We start from the raw sequence: 17,146 nt of genomic DNA on the forward strand, positions 1-17,146 counted from the left end.
CGACGTTCCTTACGACAGGTCGCCGACCACGGTGGCCGGGTCGCCGTCCACGGCGTTGGCGAGCTGCGGGACGAGGGCGTCCAGCGCGTACAGCAGGGCGTCGGGGCCGCTGTAGGACAGCGCGCCGCCCAGCGGGGTGTCGAAGCCGGCGTAGAGGGTGCGGTCGGTCTTGACCACGTCCAGCCGGGAGAAGGCGGGCGAGGCCAGCATCGTCTTCTTGGTCGCGCCGTTGACGAACAGCACGTCCTTGTCGATGAGGTCGAGCCGTTCCTCGCTGAGCTCGTTCTCGACCTCCTGGGTGCCGAACCCGAGCGCGTCGAACAGCGCGCGGCGCGGGTCCTTGGCCGGGAGGATCCAGTGCTGGCCCTTGTCCGGGCCGAAGTCGACCGCCATGATCTTGCCGGCGAACTCGGGGTGCGCCTTCTTCGCCTCCTCGATCCTGGCCTTGACCTTGTCGACCAGCGCCTGGGCCTCGGCGTTCTTGCCGAGGGCCTTGCCGGTGGTCAGCGTCTGCACGTCCCAGGGCGTCTGCTCGTCGGGGTAGGTGGCCGACTGCACGACCGTCGGGGCGATCGACGACAGCTTCTCGTACGCCTCCTTCGAGATCACCTCGTAGAAGGCGAGGATCAGGTCGGGACGCTCCTTGGCGATGGCCTCGTAGTTCAGCTCGGCGGAGAAGGCGGACAGGGGCTTGCCGTTCAGCTTCGGCGCGACCCAGGGGTAGGTCGCGTACTCGTCGAACCACGCCCGCGTGCTGACCGGGACCACGCCGAGGGACAGCGCGAAGTCCTGGTCGTTCCAGCCGACGGTGACGACCCGCTGCGGCTGGGCCGGCACGGTCGTGGAGCCGAACTTGTGCTCGATCGAGACGGGAAAGGCCGCGTTGCCCGGCGAGGCGGCCGGTCTCTGCGCGGGCGCCGCCGGGGAGCCGCATGCCGCCAGCGCGAAGGCTCCCGCCACCAGTGCCGCGACGAACCGTGAACGAAGGGAGGGAACGCCGGCTTTCATCGTGCTCCTTGGAAGGTCCTGAACGTGCACTTAGGTTAGCATTGCCTAAGTATTTTGGGACGGGCCGTCTCGCCGGATCCGGACGAGCCGCATCGCCGCACGAGGATCTCCAGGTGATCCGCAAGTGGCTTCCAAGGAAGCCCGTGGACTCTCTGAAGGGACATGACGCGCTTCGGCCGCGATTCTCATCGGATCGACGTTCACGAACGCGCGCCTCCTCACGAAGGGCGGAAACAGAATGAGAACTCGTCGTCTGGCCACGGCGGTGCTGATCGCCGGCGGGCTGGCCCTCGGCGCCACGGCCACGGCCGCTCCCGCGACGGCAGCGACCGCGTCGTCCGCGTCGTCCGCGTCGTCCGCGACCGTGTCGGCGTCCGACTCCGCACGGCTCGCCGGAGGCTGGTACTACGCGGGCAACTACAAGATGCGCAGTTTCTGCGCCAACGCCGGCGTCAGGGCCGTCTTCAACGGCGCCCTCGACTTCGAGTGCAGGGCCGCCGCCGGCTCCTCCTTCGACCTCTACCTCCTCCACTAGGAGGCGCCGCCCCGGCCCCGCCCCCGATCACGAGGCGGGGCCGGAGGCACGGTTACGGACGGCTCTTACGGTGCTTTTAGGTGCGTTGATGCATGGTTGTCGTATTACGCATCTATCGGGAGGAAGAACGATGGCACCTGAGCCGGATCGATTCAGCTCCGCGGAGACCCTGGCGAACGAACCGCCCAGGCGCCGCCTTCCCCGCTCCCTGCTGCTCGCCGCCACCACCGCGCTCGTCGTGATCACGGGCGCCGGCGTCGCGGGCGCGGCGGCGTTCTCGCCCTCGCCGGCCCCGACACCCACGGCCGCCCCCACGCCCCCGACGGCGAGCCCGTCCGGGCCGCCCTCCGAGAAGCTGCCCGGACAGCATCGGGGCCGGGGCCACCGGATGGGCCCGGGCGGTCCCGCCCTCCACGGCGAGTTCGTCGTACCCGACGGCAAGGGCGCCTACGTGACCGTCGCCACCCAGTACGGAGACGTCACGGCCGTCGACCAGGACTCGATCACGGTCAGGAGCGAGGACGGCCACACCCGGGAGTACGCGGTCAACGGCGACACCCGGATCGGCCGGGGCGGCCCCGGACCCGGACCCGGACCCGACACCGGCACCGGCACCGGCACCGGCACCGGCACCGGCACCGGACCTGACACCGGCGCCGGTACCGGCATCGACACGATCAAGACCGGCCAGAAGGTCCAGGTCATGGCGACGGTGAACGCCGGGACGGCCACCGCCGTGATGATCCGCGACGCGGCCGGGCGCGACCGGCACGGCATGCGCGGGGAGCGGGACGGCCGGCACCACGGCCACCGGCCCGGCGGACCCCCGGCCGCACCTCCGGCCGCCCCGTCCGCGCCCGCGACCCCGCCCACTCCGGGGGTCCCGACCGCACCGACCGCACCGGCCTCTCCGCCCGCACCCGCCACCCCGTCGGCACCCGTCACCCCGCCCGCCCCGGCCTCCTGACGCATCCCGGCATCCTGTACGCGCCCCGGCCTGCCGACCCGCCCGACCTGCTGCCCCGCCCGGCGCGGGTGACCGCGACGGAGCAGTCCGGGGCGTCCTCAGGCGACCCAGTTCGGGCGCCGGTCGGCCGACGGGATCGGCAGGCCGGCGGCGAGCGTGGCGGCCATGCGGTGCACGGCCTCGCGCAGGGTGTCCGGAGGTGTCGTGTACGGGATGCGCAGACGCTGCTCGAAGACGCCCGGCTCGCCGGCGAAGTAGGCGCCGCCCTCGATCCGCACCCCGTAGTCCATGGCACGCTCGGCCAGCGCCGAGGCGATGGGCTCGCCCAGGTCGACCCAGAGCGACAGGCCGCCGGGCGGGGTCCGCCAGGTCCACCGCGGGATGCGCTCGGACAGGGCGGCGACCAGGGCCGCACGCTGCTCGCGCACGCGCTCCAGGCGTTGCGGAAGCAGCTCCTCCTCCCGGCCCAGCAGGTCCAGGGCCAAGAGCTGGTCCAGGACCGAACCGCCCAGGTCGGTCGCGATGCGCTGACCGGCCAGCTCGGTGACCAGACGCGACGGGGCGCGCAGCCATCCGACGCGCAGGCCGCCCCAGTGGGTCTTGCTCATCGAGCCGACGGTGATGACCTGACCGGCCCCGCCGGGTTCGGCGTACGAGGCGAAGGGCCGTGGCGCGGGGACGTCGAGGGCCAGGTCGGCCATGGTCTCGTCGACGACCAGCCAGGTGCCGGAGCGCTGGGCGGCGCGCAGGACGCGGGCGCGTTCGTGACCGGGCATGAGCAGGCCGGTCGGGTTGTGGAAGTCGGGGATCAGGTAGGCCAGCCGGGGAACCACCTGCCGCAGGGTGGACTCGACGATCTCGACGTCCCAGCCGTCGTCGGTCATCGGGACCGGCACGGTGCGCAGCCGGGCGCGTCGCAGGGCCTCCAGGGCGTTCGGATAGGACGGGTTCTCGGTCATGACGCGGTCGCCGGGGCGGCACAGCAGCCCCAGGACGAGCGTGAGGGCGTGCTGCGCGCCGGAGGTGACCAGGACCTGTTCGGGCACGGTGGCCAGCCCCCGCCGGGTGAAACGCGCGGCGACCGCGGCGCGCAGCTCCGGAAGCCCGTAGGGGTGGTAGCCGGGGGTGTGCGCGTGCTCGGCCAGCCGGGGCGCGACCCGGTGCAGGGCGTCGGCGAGCACCCGCTCCGGCAGCCCCGGAGCCGCCCTGGCCAGGTCGATCGTCGTGTCCGGGGGCTCGAGACGCCGGGTGACGTCCCTGGGGACGGCCCCCTCGGGCAGGGCCGTCCAGGTGCCCGAACCCTGGCGGCTGCGCGCGTGGCCGCTCTCGCGCAGCAGGTCGTACACGGCGGTGACGGTGGCCCGGCTGATGTTCAGGGCGGAGGCCAGCTCCCGCTCGGCCGGGAGCCTGACGTGCAACGCGATCCGCCCGTCCAGGATCAGCGCGCTGATCGCCTGGGCCAGGTGGCGGTAGGCGGGCCGCGATCCCGCCGCGTCGGGCAGCAGGGCGGCGAGCTGCCGGCTCCCCAGGACGCGGCCGGTGCGGCCCGTCCCCTCCGGGGGCCGGGGCGGGTTCGAGCCGGCCATGCCACTCCTCGGAAATTGGCCATGTTCTCCAGGCCGGTCACCGTACCAGGATCGCCTCCATCGGCCCGAGACACGTCCACCGGAGGCGACCGGCATGAAGCAGGAGATCACCGACCGTCACGGGCGCGGCTTTCCGCGCCGTCACGAGAGACGTCCCACGGCCGGGCCGGCAGCGTCCGCGCGCCCGCCCGTACCGCCCCTCACCTACCTCCCCCTCGGCGAGCGCCCGCTGGGACGCCTCTGCCGGCTGTTCACCGGCCTGGCCCTGTACGGGTTCAGCCTCTCGCTGATGCTCCGGGCCTCGCTGGGCGTCAACCCCTGGAGCGTGCTGTACGAGGGCCTGGGGCATCACGTCCCCCTGAGTTTCGGCACGATCAGCGCCGCCGTCGGGGCCCTGGTGCTCCTGCTGTGGATCCCCCTGCGTCAGAGACCGACGTTCGGCACCTTCGCCAACATCGCCGTCCTGGCGACGTCCTCGGACCTGGGTCTCTGGCTCGTCCCGGCGAACCTCGGCCTGCCGGGGCGGATCGGTCTGCTGGCCGGGGGCGTCCTGCTCAACGGGTTCGCCATGGCCCTCTACGTCGGCGCGCGCTTCGGGCCCGGCCCCCGCGACGGGCTGATGACCGGCACGGCCGCCGTGACCGGGCGCTCCATCCGGCTCGTCCGTACGCTGATCGAGCTCACCGTGCTCACCGCGGGCTGGCTCCTCGGCGGGAGGGCAGGCGCCGGCACCGTCCTGTACGCGCTCGCGGTCGGCCCAGTCGCCCAGTTCTTCCTGCCCTGGTTCGCCTACCGCGCCGACGACCGGCCCGCGCGTTCCCCGGCCGCGCGAAAGGACGGCAAGAGCGGCGAGGACGGCGAGGACGGCGAGGGCTACCGGCGACGGGCCGGCGCCCCCACCGGGTGACGCCGCCCGCCGTCAGGAGCGGCGGCCGAACCAGCGGCGGGTCCTCGCGGGCGCGGCGCCCCCCTCGGACACCGTCCCGGACGCGGCCCCGGACGCGGTCCCGGACGTGGCGAACCCGGCCCGGGGCGGGACGGTCGGGGAGCACGCGTCCAGGGCGACCGGGTCGCCCATGGTGACCACGATCTTGCGGGAGCCCTTGAAGGACTCGCGGGCGTGCGCGGCGAGGATGTTGTCGACGATCAGGATGTCGCCCGGCCGCCAGGTCTCCCGCACCGTCGCCCTGCGGTAGGCCTCGTCGATGATCTCGATGTCCTGCCGGGAGATCGGCTCCCCGTTCCCGTAGGCGGTGTTGAAGGGCAGGCCGGCGTGTCCCAGGTCCTCCAGGAACACCTCGCGGACCTCCTCCTCCAGCGCCCACTCGTTCCAGAAGACGGTGTGGTTGAACCAGGCCTCCTCACCCGTCCCGGGGTGGCGGACGGTCGCCGAGCGGCGCTGCACGGTGCGCAGCCGGTCCTCGCCGACCCACTCGTGGGCGATGTGGTTCTCCGCGCAGTAGGCCGCGACCTCCTCCCTGTCCTCGGTGCCGAAGGCGGTGCGCCAGCCCAGGCTGATGTGGTCGCCGTAGTTGCGCACCAGCGACCAGCCGTGCTCGCGGAACCGGTCGGCGAGCGGGGCGGGGATGTCGTTCAGCACCTTGCGCACGTCGGTCACCGGGGTGGCGCCGCCCTCGTCGGGGGCGACCAGGCAGCAGAACATCAGCATCCCGGGGAAGGTGAGCGCGTAGCTGTTCTCGTTGTGCGGGCGGATCGCCTGCGAGGGGGGCAGGTCGGTGGAGGAGTAGACGTCGCCGCCGAAGTGGCTGCGCGGGGTGGCCTTCTCGACGTACCCGGCGAGCCTGGAGACCAGGGCGTCGCGCACCCGGGCGACGTCCTGCACGGACGTGACCGGCAGTCCCCGCAGGTAGAGGGCGCCGTGCTCGTCCAGCCCGGCGCGGATGGCGTCGCGGCTCCCGCGCAGCCAGTCGCAGGTCCGGTCGAGATCGGATCCCTGGGCGTCGGCCGCAGCCGGGCGGCCCTCCCTGATCTCCCAGTCGATGGTGGTGGTGGTGTTCACAGTCGGCCTCCGGTCGGAATACGGGTCAAAGGCTCCTGACGCGGAGCCGGGACGGGTGAGGACGCGCGGGCTCTCTCCAGCTCCTCGAGACCCACGAGGTCGTCGGGCCTGGCGTCGGGCACCCGCTCGTCGAAGCGCGACAGCACGCGGATCCGGGAGCCGGCGATCACGAGCAGGACCATGCACACGCCGGACAGCAGGTACAGCAGGGCGATGCCGCGTCCGGGCCCGGTGCCGATGACCGCGCCGAGGGTCCCGGCGAGCGGGCCTCCGGGGGCCAGCAGCGGGTCCAGGAGCGGACCGGCGAGTGGGGCGACGACACCGAAGCCGATCGGCACGGTGGCCGCGGCGATCATCGTGTTGACCGCGATGACGCGTCCCTGGAAACGGTGCGGCACCTTGACCTGGATGATCGTCATGATCATGCCGTTGACCAGGGACAGGGCGAAGGACAGGCCGAAGGCGCCCGCGCCGATCAGCCAGAGGTTGGGCCGCAGCCCGATCAGGACGCCGGACAGGGCCAGCAGCGGGATCGTGGCGATCACCCCGCGGAGCCTGCGCCGGGTCGGGCCGCCCCACAGGCTCATGGTGACGCCGCCTGCGACGGTGCCCGCGCCGGCCGCGACCGCGATGGCGCCCGCCGCCGTCAGCGAGGCGAACGACAGCACCAGCGGCGAGATCATGACGAACATCGGGGCCAGGAACAGGTTCACCCCGGCGAAGAAGAAGAGCATGGCCCGGAAGTTGCGGTCCCCCAGGGAGAAGCGGAAACCGTTGACGATCTCGGCCGAGATCGACTCCCGGCGGTGCAGCCCCAGCGTGGTCGGGAACTTGACGATCAGGACCACCACGACGGCGAAGAGGTAGGCGGCCACCTGGATGGTCAGGATGCCCTCCAGCCCGATCGCGGCGAGCATGGCCACCGCGATCAGCGGGACCAGGAACTGCGCGGTGCCGATGGCGAGCTGCACGATGCCGTTGGCGTGCCCGAGGTAGCGTTTGGGCACCAGTTGCGGGATGGCCGCCTGGTAGGCCAGCCGCTGGAAGGTCACCGACACCGACACCACGGCTATCAGCCCGTACAGCGGGCCGACGGTGAGCCTGTCGGTGAGCAGCAGGGCGAGCATGACCGCCTGGGAGAGGCCCGAGGCCAGGTCACCGGCGATCATCACCCGGCGCCGGTCGTAGCGGTCGACCACGGCACCGGCCAGCGGCGCCACGACGATGCCCGGTACCAGCGCCAGCAGCGCGATAAGCCCGAAGTGTGCCACCGACCCGGTGACGGTGTAGATCCAGATCGGGACCGCGAACTCGGTCAGCGCCGATCCGGTCAGCGAGATCAGCTGCCCGGCCGCGACGGGCAGGAACCGGCGCATGGTCGGCTCGCGTCCCGCGGCCGTGCTCCCGCTCCCGCTCCCGCTTCCGTTCCCGCGCGTGGTCCCGGCGCCGGCCGGTGATCCGGTACGCGACCCGTTCGGGGAGTCGGCCCGCGACCCGGCCGGGGCATCGGTGAGGGACCCGGCCGGTGCCGGGTGCCGCACGCTGTCGAGCAGCCACCAGGTGCCGCCCGCGTCCTCGGAGTGCCGGGCCCGCCAGGCGGCGTCGCCGACGTGGGTCTCGGTGACGATCCGGGCCAGCTCGCCGGCGCGGTACTTGGGGAAGAAGTGCCCGGCCTCGTCGATGACGACCAGCGACGCCGACTCCGACAGCAGGCACCACTCCTTGAAGCGCTCCCGGTAGAACTCGGTACCCGGGTCGCGCTCGCCGACGACGGAGATGATTGGCGCCTTCAGCCGGGGCTGGTCGACGGCCAGCAGGTCGGTGAAGTACCTCTCGGCCATCCGCCCGTCCTGGCGCATCAGCTCGACGGTGAACGCCACCTGCTCCTCGTCCAGGCCGGACATGTCACCGCCGATGGCGCGCAGCTCGGCCGCGACGGAACGGGTGCCCTGCAACCGGTCGCTGATCAGGGTGCTGAGCGGGCCCAGCAGGCGTCCCCTGGGTTTGGCGAAGGGGAAGATGCCACCCAGGTAGAGGGCGTCCAGTTTCCGCCCGGAGCTCTCCAGGCGGCGGGCCAGCTCCACCCCCAGCGCGCTGCCGGGCGCGCAGTGCCCGTAGATCACGATCGGTCCCGGGACGTGCTCGGCGAGCTCGGCCACGCACCGCTCGGCCACCTCCTCGAAGGGAAGCTGGGTCTCCTCGCCGGGTTCGCGCCCGGGGGCGGCGACCGCGTAGAGGGAGTAGCCGGGGGGCATCGCGTCGGCCAGCGTCTGGTAGACGACCGCGTTGGCGCCGCCGTACGGCACGCAGACGACCGATCCGACGCGGTCCGCGGGGGCGATCGGGCGGGTCAGCTCGGCCAGCATCCGCCGGGGTGCCGCCGTCCCGTCCCCGTCCCCGGTCCCGCTCCGGCGTTCGGCGATGAGCGCGGCCAGCTCCGCGACGGTGGGGTGCGTGAACATCTCCAGCACGCCGACCGGCGGCCTGACGCCGGGCAGGGTCTTGCGGATGCGGGCCACGACCTGGGTGGCCAGCAGCGAGTGCCCGCCCAGGTCGAAGAAGTTCTCGTGCACCCCGACGTTCTCGACGTCCAGGACACCGGCCCAGATCCCGGCGACGGCCTCCTCGACCGGCCCCCGGGGGGCGACGTGACCGGCCTGCTCGTCGGCGCGGCCGGGCTCGGGGTCGGGCAGTGCCGCGCGGTCGACCTTGCCGTGCGCCTGCAAGGGCAGCCGGTCCAGCCAGGTGAACCGGCCGGGCACCATGTAGTCGGGCACCCGTTCCCCCAGGTGCGCGCGCACCTCGCCCACCGCCATGGCCTCGGCGCCGGGCGCCTTCTCCAGCCAGGCGACCAGGCGGTCGCCGCGCAGGTCCACCACACCCTGCACCACGCCGGGCAGCGTGGCCAGCGCGGCCTCGATCTCCCCCAGCTCCACCCGGTAGCCGCGGATCTTCACCTGGTGGTCGGTACGGCCGAGGAACTCCAGCCTCCCGTCCTCCAGCCGGCGCACCAGGTCTCCCGTGCGGTACATGCGGGCTCCCGGCTCCCCGTAGGGGTCGGCGACGAACCGCTCGGCCGTCAGGCCCGGACGGCCCAGGTACCCCCGCGCCAGGGTGTCGCCGCCGACGTAGAGCTCACCGGCCACCCCGGCCGGGACCAGCCGCAACCCCGGGTCCAGCACGTAGGCGCGGGCACCGGGCAGCGGGCGGCCGATCGGCCAGGCCGGGCCCGCCGCGACGGCCGACGGGTCGACCCTCTCGGTGGTCACCGCCACCACCGTCTCGGTGGGACCGTAGCTGTTGAAGATCGCGCACCCGGCGGTGGCGGCCAGCTCGCGCGCCCACTCCGTCGGCGCGGCCTCTCCGGCCAGGACCAGCGCCCGGCGCGGCATCAGCAGCAGGGGGTCCACCTCCGCGCCCAGCGCGGCCAGGTGCGAGGGGGTCATCTTCAGGTAGTCGAGACCGGCCACGGCCTCGGCCAGCTCGGGGCCGGAACCGCGCCGGGGAAGCTGGTGCAGGGTGCCGCCGCCGGTCAGCGGCAGGTAGAACATCAGCATGCTGAAGTCGAACGCCAGCGACTGCAGCAGGCCGAAGGCCGCTCCGGGCACGATGTCGTAGGCCCGGCGGACGTACTCCAGGTAGGCCACGATGTGGCGGTGCTGGACGCCGACGCCCTTGGGCCGCCCGGTGGTACCGGAGGTGTAGATCACGTACGCGAGGTCGCCGGGACCCGCGACCGGCTCCAGGGGCGGCTCCTCCTCCGAGTCCGTTCCCGTGGCGCGGTCCGTGTCGTTCACCTCGACGACGGTGCCGGTGAAGCCGGCCGCGCGGTCGCGCAGCGCGGGGTCGGTGACCAGCACGACGGCGCCGGAGTCCGCCAGCAGGAACTCCAGCCGTTCGCGCGGCTGCTCGGGGTCCAGCGGCAGGTAGGCGCCGCCCGCCTTGAGCACCGCCAGGATCGCCACGGCGGCGTCGGCGGCGGCGTCCAGGCAGATCGCCACCCGCGCGTCCGGGCCGACCCCGTACCGGCGCAGCCCGCGGGCCAGCCGGTCGGCGCGGCGGTGCAGCTCGGCGAAGGTCAGCGACCGCTCACCGGCGACCAGCGCGAGCGCGTCCGGGGTGCGCGCCGCCTGCGCCTCGGCCATCTCGCCCAGCGTGCGGTACGCGGGCTCCCAGGTCTGCGTACCGGCCCACTCCCCCAGCAGCAGTTCCCGCTCCCGCTCCTCCAGCAGCGGCACCAGGGACAGGCGGCGTCCGGGGTCGGCCACCGCCTCGCGCAGGAAGCGCCTCATCGAACGCTCGACGCGCTCGATCGAGGCCGGGTCGAACAGGTCCGTGCGGTAGGTGAAGAAGCCGCTCAACCCGCCCTCGCCACCGTCGGTGACGTACAGCGCCAGGTCGAACTGGGTGACCTCCAGCGGCGAGGTGAACGGGCCCACCCGCAGCCCGGCCACCTCGCGCTCGGCGACCAGCCGCTCGTTCAGGGCGAACGTCGCCTGGAAGATCACCGAACGGCTCGGGTCGCGCGTCACCCCCAGGTCGCTGACCACCTGGTGGAAGGGGTAGTCCTGGCGGGTCAGCGCGTCCAGCACGCTCTGCCTGGTGCGCGCCAGGTGCTCGGCCACGCTCGGGTCCCCGCCGGTGTCGGCCCGCAGCGTCACCATGTTGACGAAGGAGCCGACCACACCCTCCAGCTCGCGGTACGGACGGCCCGCGACCGGCGAGCCGACCGCGAAGTCGTCCTGGCCCGCGTACCGGGCCAGAACCGCCTGGTACGCGGCCAGCAGCGTCATGTAGAGCGTGGCGTTGTGCGCCCTGCCCAGCTCGCGTACGGCCTCGGACAGCTCGGCGTCCCAGGTGAAGGCGTGCACCGCGCCCTCGAAGCGCTGCTCGGCCGGACGCGGCCGGTCGGTGGGCAGCTCCAGGTCGCTCAGGCCCGCCAGCCGCTCCCGCCAGAACGCGGCGTCGGCCTCGGCCGCGGGACCGGCCAGCCGCTCGCGTTCCCAGGCGGCGAAGTCGCCGAACTGCACGGACAGCTCCGGCAGGTCCGCCGGCCCGGCCGGTCCCTCCGAAAAGCCCGCGCGCACTCCCGCGTACAGCCGGAGCAGCTCGTCACCCATGATCTCCAGCGACCGGCCGTCGATCACGATGTGGTGCACGGCCAGCAGGAGGACGTGGTCGTCGGGGGCGATGCGGAAGAGCGTCGCGCGCAGCAGCGCGTCGGCGGCCAGGTCGAACGGGCGGATCAGCTCCTCGCCGACCAGCTCGGCCGCCCGCTCGGCGCTCCCCGCCTCGACGACGTCCAGCGCGACCGGGCCGGGGTCGTCGACCACGACCCTCGGCAGCCCGTCACCGCCTGCGGGGAAGCGCATCCGCAGCGCCTCGTGCCGCGCCACCAGTGCCGTCACGGCCCGCTCCAGCGACGCGGGCTCCAGCTCACCCCCCAGCCGCATGGCCAGCGGGATGATGTACGCGGTGTTGCCGGGAGCGAGCTGCTCCATGAACCACAACCGCTCCTGACCGCTGGAGGGCGGCGGTTCCGTTCCCTCCGGGCGCGGCGAGACCGTGACGCTCGCCCCCCTGCCGCGCAACCGCTTCGACAGCAGGGCGCGTTTGCCGGCCTCAAGGCCTACGGCGCGCTGCGACAACTGCTCGGTCATCCGAGACTTCTTCCTTCCTTGAGAATCATGGGAAAACGGCTCGGGAGCCGGGAATCGTGAGGGACGGCTCGGAGGCCGGGAGTCACGAGCGGACGGCTCAGGAGCTCTGTCGTTCGATGTCCGCGATCAGCAGCGCCTCGACGGTGTCGGCCAGCCTCTCCACGGTCGGATCGGTGAAGACCGCGTTGACCGGGATCTCCAGGTCCACCGCGGCCCTGATCCTGGCGGCGACCCTGATGGCCAGCAGCGAGTTGCCGCCGAGCGAGAAGAAGTCCTCCCGCACGCCGACCCGTTCCAGGCCGAGCACCTCGGCCCAGACGTCGGCGACCAGCTCCTCGGCCTCGGTCCTGGGCGCCACGGACGCGGTGACCGGCTCCTGCCACGCGGGTGCGGGCAGGGCGCGGCGGTCGACCTTGCCGTTGTGGTTGAGGGGCAGCTCCTCCAGCACGACGAAGGCGGAGGGGACCATGAAGGCCGGAAGACCCTCCTCGGCGAACCGCCGCACCCTCCCGGCGAGCTCCCCCCGCTCCCCGGCATCGGCCGCGCCCACCCCGCCGGCCGCGCCGACCGCGCCCGCCCCGTTCGCCGGCGGTGTCTCGTCCAAGGAGGAGGTGAGCGGCGCGTGGTGCGGGACCAGGTAGGCGACCAGCCGCCTGTCCCCGGGCCGGTCCTCCCTGGCCACCACCACGACCTGGGCCAGCGCGGGATGACGGGCCAGCGTCCCCTCCACCTCACCCGGCTCGATGCGGAAGCCGCGGATCTTGACCTGGCCGTCGGCCCGGCCGACGAACTCCAGGTCCCCGCCCGCGCGGCGCCGCATCAGGTCTCCGGTGCGGTACATCCGCGAGCCCGGCACCCCGTACGGATCGGCCACGAACCGCTCGGCCGTCAGATCGGGACGCCCCAGATACCCCCGCGCCAGATGCTCACCCGCGACGTACAACTCACCGGCCACCCCCGCCGGCACCGGCCGAAGCCCCCCGTCCAGGACGTACACGCGCGTGTTGTCCAGGGGTCCGCCCAGCGGGACGGTCCCGGACGGCGGTTCCGTCACCTGGCCCGACAGGGCGAACGTCGTCGTCTCGGTCGGGCCGTAGACGTGGTGCAGGGTGCCACCGGCGTCGAGGACGCCGCGCATGGCGGGGACGGAGGCGGCCTCGCCACCGGTCCACAGGTGCGGGACGGCGGCCAGCACGGCGGGCGACTCCTCGGCCAGCACGTTGAACAGGCCGGTCGTCATGAACACGCCGGACACCCGTTCCCGCCGCACCGCCTCCTCCAGCGCGGCGGCGCCGAGGTGTCCCGGCGGGGCCACGACGACGGTCCCTCCGTTCAGCAACGGCACCCACAGCTCGTACGTCGAGGCGTCGAAGGCGAACGCGGAATGCGACAGCACCCGGTCGTGTCCCCGCCAGCGACGGTCGGCGGCCAGGGCGGCGACGTTGCGGTGGGTGACCGCGACACCCTTGGGCGTCCCCGTCGACCCCGAGGTGAACATCACGTACGCCAGCCGGTCCGGATCGATCTCCAACCCCAGATCGGCCGCCTCCCCGGCGTCCCCCCTCTCGGTCCCCGCGTCGACCACCAGCACCGACGGAACATGCCCCATCACCTCGTGACCGGCGAACACCCCATCGGTCACCACCACCCGCGCACCCGTCTCCTCCACCACCCACCGCATCCGCCCCACCGGAAACCCCGGATGCAACGGCACATACACCCCACCCGCCTTCACCACCGCCAGCAACGCCACCACCACATCCACCGAACGCTCCATCAACACCACCACCGGCGACTCCACACCCACCCCCGCCGCCACCAACCGCCGCGCCAGCACATTCGCCCGCGCGTTCACCTCACCCGCCGACAACCGCACCCCACCACACACCACCGCCTCCCCACCCGGAGCCGCCACCACCCGCGCCTCGAACAACTCGGCCAGGTTGCCGCCGGGGATCGGGGACCAGGTGGCGTTCCCCTTCTCCAGCAGCGCGTGCCGCTCGTCGGGGGCGAGCAGTTCCACCGCGCCCGTCCGGACGTCCGGGTCCTCCACCACCGTCTCCAGCAGCCTCACCAGCCGGGTGGCGATCGACTCGGCCGTGTCGCGGTCGAACAGGTCGGTCGCGTACTGCAGAACCCCTTCGATCCCCGCGGGGGCGGCGCCGTCGGTGAAGTGCTCGGTGAGGCCGAACAGCAGGTCGCACTTCGCGCCGCTCAGGCCGTACAGCGAGTAGGCCGGGTCCGCCGTCACCGTCAGGCCCGACAGACCGGTCTCGTCGTCCGGGGTGTTCTTGAGCGCGAGCATCACCTGGAAGAGCGGGTTGCGGCCGGGAACGCGCGCGGGGTTGACGACCTCCACCAGGTGCTCGAACGGCACGTCCTGGTGCGCGTACGCGGCCAGGCCCGTCTCCTTGACCCTGGACAGCAGCTCGCGGAACGTCGGGTTCCCCGACGTGTCGGTGCGCAGCACCAGGGTGTTGACGAAGAAACCGACCAGGTCGTCCAGGGCCTCGTCCCCGCGGCCCGCGGCCGGTGAGCCGATCGGCACGTCCTCGCCCGCCCCCAGCCGGGTCAGCAGCGCGGCCAGTCCCGCCTGCAACGCCATGAACAGCGTCGCCCGCGTCTCCCTGGCCATGGTCAGCAGCCGTCCGTGCAGCTCCGGCGAGAACCGCAGCGGCACCGACTCCCCCCGGTACCCGGCCACCGCCGGCCGGGGTCTGTCGACGGGCAGCGCGAGCTCGTCGGGCAGCCCCGCCAGGGTCCGCCTCCAGTAGGCGCTCTGCGCGCTCATGACGCTGCCGGGATCGGCGGCGTCGCCCAGCAGGTCGCGCTGCCACCGGGCGTAGTCGGTGTACCGCACCGCCGGCGGCTTCCACTTCGGTGCCTCACCGCGGACGCGGGCCTCGTACGCGATCGCCAGGTCGCGCCTCAGCGGGGCCATCGACCACCCGTCGGCGGCGATGTGGTGAAGCAGCAGGACCAGCACGTGCTCCTCACGCCCCCCGGTGCCGTCGGAACCCCCGGCGTCGGCGTCGGCGTCGGCGTCGTCGGCGTCAGCGTCAGCGTCGGCGTCGGGGGAACCGGGGCGCAGGGCGAACAGGTGCGCCCGCATCGGCGGCTCGGCCGACAGGTCGAAGGCGTGCAGCGCCACCTCGCGGACCGCCCGTTCGAGACCCGCCTCGTCGACCTCCGTCACCGTGAGGCCGGGTACGGTCTCCAGCACCAGCCGGCCCGGTCGTCCCTCCCTCGACGGGAGGACCGTCCGGAGCGTCTCGTGCCGCCACGCCACGTCCCCGATCGCGGCCCGCAACGCCACCCGGTCCAGCCGCCCCGACAGGCGCAGCACCAGCGGGATCGTGTAGAGCCCGGCCGACTCGGAGAGCTGTTCGAGGATCCACATCCGGTGCTGGGCGAAGGAGAGCACCGGGTCCGGATCGTCCGAGGCGACGAGCGTCGGCCGGACCCCGCCGTCCCTCCCCCTCGCCTCCTCGACCCTGACCGCCAGCTCGGCGACGGTCGGCGCCTCGAAGACCGTCCGTACCTGCAGTTCGACCGAGAGCGCCGTCCTGATCCCGGACACCGCGCGGGTGGCCAGCAGCGAGTGGCCGCCGAGCGCGAAGAAGTCGTCGTCGATCCCGATTCCCGGCACGGCGAGCAGCTCCGCGAACAGCCCGCAGAGGATCTCCTCGACCGGTGTACGCGGCGCCGTGCCGGAGGCGACCCTCTCGGGTGCGGGCAGGGCGCGGCGGTCGACCTTGCCGTTGTGGTTGAGGGGCAGCTCCTCCAGCACGACGAAGGCGGAGGGCACCATGAAGGCCGGAAGACTCTCCTCGGCGAACCGCCGCACCCTCCCGGCGAGCTCCCCCTCCTCCCCCGCGTCCCCCTCGTGGTGCGGGACCAGGTAGGCGACCAGCCGCCTGTCCCCGGGCCGGTCCTCCCTGGCCACCACCACGACCTGGGCCAGCTCGGGATGACGGGCCAGGGCGCTCTCCACCTCGCCCAGCTCGATCCGGATACCACGGATCTTGACCTGGCCGTCGGCCCGGCCGACGTAGTCGAGAAGCCCGTCGGGGAGTACCCGCACCAGGTCGCCGGTTCGGTACATCCGCGAGCCCGCCACCCCGTACGGATCGGCCACGAACCGCTCGGCCGTCAGATCGGGACGCCCCAGATACCCCCGCGCCAGATGCTCACCCGCGACGTACAACTCGCCGGCCACCCCCGCCGGCACCGGCCGAAGCCCCCCGTCCAGGACGTACGCGCTCGTGTCGTCGAGCGGCGCGCCGATCGGGACGACGTCACCGGGTTCGGTCACGTTGTGCGCGGTGGCGTAGATCGTGGTCTCGGTGGGGCCGTAGCCGTTGTGGACGTTCCCGCCCGCTCTCAGGACACGCCCGACCGCGGCCGGGGACGCGGCCTCTCCGGCGATCCACAGCTCGGGGACGGCGGCCAGCACGGCGGGCGACTCCTCGGCCAGCACGTTGAACAGGCCGGTCGTCAGGAATATCGCGGTGACCCGTTCCTCCTCCAGCGCCCACTTCACCACCGGCGCGTCCACCACGCCGGGCGGGGCCACGACGACGGTCCCGCCGTTCAGCAGCGGCACCCACAGTTCGTACATGGACACGTCGAAGGACGAGGCCGTGTGGAACAGGACCCTGCGGTGCTCCGGACCGTGCCAGAGGCGGTCGGCCGCGAAGGAGGCGACGTTGCGGTGGGTCACCGCGACACCCTTGGGCGTCCCCGTCGACCCCGAGGTGAACATCACGTACGCCAGCCGGTCCGGGTCGATCGCCAACCCCAGATCAGCCGCCTCCTCGGCATCCGTATCCACGGCGTCCGTGTCCTCGGTGTCCTCGGTGTCCTCGGTGTCCTCGGTGTCGGCGCCCTCCCCCGCGCCGACCACCAGCACCACCGGAACATGACCCATCACCTCGTGACCGGCGAACACCCCATCGGTCACCACCACCCGCGCACCCGTCTCCTCCACCACCCACCGCATCCGACCCACCGGAAACCCCGGATGCAACGGCACATACACCCCACCCGCCTTCACCACCGCCAGCAACGCCACCACCACATCCACCGAACGCTCCATCAACACCACCACCGGCGACTCCACACCCACCCCCGCCGCCACCAACCGCCGCGCCAGCACATTCGCCCGCGCGTTCACCTCACCCGCCGACAACCGCACCCCACCACACACCACCGCCTCCCCACCCGGAGCCGCCACCACCCGCGCCTCGAACAACTCGGCCAGATTCCTCCGGACAGGAAGGGCGTTCATGAGATCTCCAATTCGCGGCAGGGTGCCGTACCAAACAGAAGCAGGGAGGAATGGCGACGTAAAACGGGGATACGGATTAC

At 73.0% G+C, this 17,146-nt stretch carries 8 protein-coding genes; 3 read left to right on the top strand and 5 right to left on the bottom strand.

Features of this window, described 5'->3' with window-relative positions; all coding sequences use genetic code 11:
* Nucleotides 1-9: 9 nt before the first annotated feature.
* Entirely contained in the window at nt 10-1,008 is a 999-nt protein-coding gene (locus ACLQ2R_RS11340) for an ABC transporter substrate-binding protein (protein ID WP_425959362.1), read from the bottom strand.
* Nucleotides 1,009-1,246: 238 nt separating this feature from the next.
* Here ACLQ2R_RS11340 and ACLQ2R_RS11345 point away from each other — a divergent pair, with 238 nt between their 5' ends.
* Nucleotides 1,247-1,543 (top strand): hypothetical protein, encoded by a 297-nt coding sequence (locus ACLQ2R_RS11345; RefSeq protein ID WP_425959363.1) that lies wholly within the window; start codon nt 1,247-1,249, stop codon nt 1,541-1,543.
* A 130-nt stretch (nt 1,544-1,673) separates the two neighbouring features.
* Nucleotides 1,674-2,510 carry a hypothetical protein gene (locus ACLQ2R_RS11350; RefSeq protein ID WP_425959364.1) on the top strand — a complete coding sequence of 279 codons (837 nt, stop codon included), beginning with the start codon at nt 1,674-1,676 and terminating at the stop codon, nt 2,508-2,510.
* A gap of 98 nt (nt 2,511-2,608) precedes the next feature.
* Here ACLQ2R_RS11350 and ACLQ2R_RS11355 read toward each other — a convergent pair whose 3' ends face one another.
* Nucleotides 2,609-4,096 (bottom strand): PLP-dependent aminotransferase family protein, encoded by a 1,488-nt coding sequence (locus ACLQ2R_RS11355; RefSeq protein ID WP_425959365.1) that lies wholly within the window; start codon nt 4,094-4,096, stop codon nt 2,609-2,611.
* Between the two features lie 94 nt (nt 4,097-4,190).
* Here ACLQ2R_RS11355 and ACLQ2R_RS11360 point away from each other — a divergent pair, with 94 nt between their 5' ends.
* Nucleotides 4,191-5,003, top strand: coding sequence for a YczE/YyaS/YitT family protein (locus tag ACLQ2R_RS11360; RefSeq protein ID WP_425959366.1), 813 nt, complete (start codon nt 4,191-4,193; stop codon nt 5,001-5,003).
* Nucleotides 5,004-5,015: 12 nt separating this feature from the next.
* Here the strand turns inward: ACLQ2R_RS11360 and ACLQ2R_RS11365 are convergent, their stop codons facing one another.
* From ACLQ2R_RS11365 to ACLQ2R_RS11375, 3 genes are all read right to left on the bottom strand, one after another.
* Nucleotides 5,016-6,116: a TauD/TfdA family dioxygenase gene (locus tag ACLQ2R_RS11365; protein WP_425959367.1), complete on the bottom strand. Its 1,101-nt coding sequence runs from the start codon at nt 6,114-6,116 to the stop codon at nt 5,016-5,018.
* Nucleotides 6,113-11,776, bottom strand: coding sequence for an amino acid adenylation domain-containing protein (locus tag ACLQ2R_RS11370; protein ID WP_425959368.1), 5,664 nt, complete (start codon nt 11,774-11,776; stop codon nt 6,113-6,115). The genes ACLQ2R_RS11365 and ACLQ2R_RS11370 overlap by 4 nt, the downstream gene beginning before the upstream one ends.
* A 97-nt stretch (nt 11,777-11,873) precedes the next feature.
* The gene (locus ACLQ2R_RS11375; RefSeq protein ID WP_425959369.1) at nt 11,874-17,066 is read right to left on the bottom strand and encodes an amino acid adenylation domain-containing protein; all 5,193 of its coding nucleotides are present in this window, start codon (nt 17,064-17,066) and stop codon (nt 11,874-11,876) included.
* Nucleotides 17,067-17,146 lie beyond the last annotated feature (80 nt).

The organism is Streptosporangium sp. DT93 (genome assembly GCF_049844535.1).
In the GTDB taxonomy this organism is placed as follows: Bacteria; Actinomycetota; Actinomycetes; order Streptosporangiales; family Streptosporangiaceae; genus Streptosporangium.

Bases quoted from the DNA above. Each gene is read 5' to 3' on its own strand.
- ACLQ2R_RS11340 (WP_425959362.1), bottom strand. From the start codon at position 1,008: ATGAAAGCCGGCGTTCCCTCCCTTCGTTCACGGTTCGTCGCGGCACTG.
- ACLQ2R_RS11345 (WP_425959363.1), top strand. From the start codon at position 1,247: ATGAGAACTCGTCGTCTGGCCACGGCGGTGCTGATCGCCGGCGGGCTG.
- ACLQ2R_RS11350 (WP_425959364.1), top strand. From the start codon at position 1,674: ATGGCACCTGAGCCGGATCGATTCAGCTCCGCGGAGACCCTGGCGAAC.
- ACLQ2R_RS11355 (WP_425959365.1), bottom strand. From the start codon at position 4,096: ATGGCCGGCTCGAACCCGCCCCGGCCCCCGGAGGGGACGGGCCGCACC.
- ACLQ2R_RS11360 (WP_425959366.1), top strand. From the start codon at position 4,191: ATGAAGCAGGAGATCACCGACCGTCACGGGCGCGGCTTTCCGCGCCGT.
- ACLQ2R_RS11370 (WP_425959368.1), bottom strand. From the start codon at position 11,776: ATGACCGAGCAGTTGTCGCAGCGCGCCGTAGGCCTTGAGGCCGGCAAA.
- ACLQ2R_RS11375 (WP_425959369.1), bottom strand. From the start codon at position 17,066: ATGAACGCCCTTCCTGTCCGGAGGAATCTGGCCGAGTTGTTCGAGGCG.